Origin of the sequence: Frankia nepalensis (assembly GCF_016786325.1) — a bacterium.
Lineage (GTDB): Bacteria > Actinomycetota > Actinomycetes > Frankiales > Frankiaceae > Pseudofrankia > Pseudofrankia nepalensis.
This window is the reverse complement of sequence record NZ_JADWYU010000331.1, coordinates 1-1,923: the sequence shown is the minus strand read 5'-3', so window position 1 is coordinate 1,923 and position 1,923 is coordinate 1. Positions and strand designations below refer to the sequence as shown.

General features: G+C 72.7%; 1 protein-coding gene and 1 pseudogene. One reads left to right on the top strand and one right to left on the bottom strand.

The annotated features are described in order from the left end of the window. Nucleotides 1-62 precede the first annotated feature (62 nt). Nucleotides 63-731, bottom strand: coding sequence for a TetR/AcrR family transcriptional regulator (locus I6A81_RS41010; protein ID WP_203008408.1), 669 nt, complete (start codon nucleotides 729-731; stop codon nucleotides 63-65). Between the two features lie 443 nt (nucleotides 732-1,174). On the opposite strand from I6A81_RS41010, the pseudogene I6A81_RS41005 reads away from it, so the two are divergent. Next, nucleotides 1,175-1,923 (top strand): annotated as a pseudogene (locus I6A81_RS41005) (cytochrome P450); the annotation flags it as partial.

Here is a 1,923-nt window from a genome sequence, read left to right as displayed (position 1 = left end):
CCCCCGGGGGGGCGGGGGGGGGGGGGCGGGGGCGGGGGGCGCCCCCGCCCGCCGGCTCGGTCTCAGCGCGCCGCGGGCCGGCGGCCGGTGGCCGGTGGCCGGCCGCGGACCGCCTCGACCAGCAGCCCGATCGCCCAGGTGACGGCGTCGCTGGCCTGGTCCGTGTCCAGCTTCCAACCGGCGATCAGCCGTTCGAAGGTCGGCAGGTTCCACAGCACGTCGACCAGCGCGGCCGCCTTCACCCGCTGCTCGTCGGACCAGTGAGCGGGCGCCGCCTCGGTGACGGCCCGCAGCAGCGCCGCGCGCCGGCGCTCATCCTCGGTCACGAACAGCGGCGGCGGCGGGTCCTCGGTCACGCCGCGCCAGACCTCGAACGACGACAGCGACGCCAGGACGCTGCCGACGAGGGCCGGCAGGTCGTCCAGGCGCAGCTGGTCGTAGGAGAGGCCCGCGTCCTCCTCGAGCCGCCGCATCACCGCGTCGTGCAGGTCCCGCTCGGTCGCGAAGTGCCGGTAGACGGTCCGTTCGCTGACGCCGGCGCCGTCCGCGACGGCGCGGAAGGTCAGGCCCTTCCAGTCCCAGGTGGGAAAGCCATGAACGAGCGCGGACCCGGCGGCGAGAATGCGCTCGCGGGTTTCGGCGGCGCGCCCACGGCGCACCGGGCTGTCGTAGCGGCGGCGGTCCGGCGACGCCTCGTCGCCGTCCTCGTCACGTTCCGACGACGTACCCATGTGGCGTCAGTCTACTGACAGTGGTCCGGCCGGGCGACGGCCCTGGGTTCCCGTCGTCGGCGCGGCGCTCGGGGCGCGACGCCGCCGGGATTCCTGTCAGGATCCTGTCCGACGCTCGTCGCCCTTGCGGTGTCGCGCCCGGCGTCGCGGCGTCGCCGCGGCCCACACCCGCCGGTTGACACCGGTAATTTCGCGTCAGTACGGTGACAAACAAGTTCCGGCCCTGCTGGCACGGCGGGCCGCTGGCCGCTGGACCAGACCCCACCGCGCCGCGTCCGCGCCGGCCCGGGAGACCGATGGTCTGACAGTGGTCGGCGGTGACCCGACCGGTCTGGCCGTAACCCACGCCAGCCGCGGTCAGCAGAGGTGTGGGCGCGCTCGCCGGTACACCCGGGCCTCGGGGACCGATTCGACGCGTGCTCCGGGACAGAAAGGTCCGAGCAGTGACGGACTTACATTGGGACCCCTTCGACAAGGTCATCGACGTTGACCCGTATCCGGTCTGGCGCCAGATGCGCGACGAGCAGCCCCTGTACCGCAACGACAGGTACGACTTCTACGCGGTCTCCCGGCACGCCGACGTCGACGCCGTGCATCTCGACACGAAGACCTACAGCTCGGCCTACGGCACGGTACTGGAGATCATGGGCAAGGACCCGATCCCGCCCGGCTTCATGATCTTCTCCGACCCGCCGGTCCACAACACGCTGCGGGCGCTGGTGTCCCGCGCGTTCACTCCCCGGCGCATCGCCGCCCTGGAGGGCCAGGTCCGCGCGCTGTGCGCGGAGCTCCTGGACCCACAGGTCGGTGGGGGCGGTTTCGACTACGTCCAGGACTTCGCCGCGCAGCTTCCCTCGATGGTCATCTCCGCGCTCATCGGGGTCGACCCGGCCGACCGCGAGGAGGTCCGCCGGACCATCGACGAGACCTTCCACATCGAGGAAGGCGCCGGGATGATGAACGAGTTCTCCCACGCCGCCACCACCCGGCTGCGCGCCTACTTCGTCGAGCAGATCGAGGACCGGCGCAGGTCGCCCCGCGACGACATGATGACCGCGCTCGTCCAGGCCGAGGTCAAGGACGGCGACAGCACCCGCCGGCTCACCACCGCCGAAGCCGCCACCGTCACCAACGAGATGGTCAGCGCCGGCACCGAGACCGTCGCCCGCCTCCTCGGCTGGGCCGCCGTCCT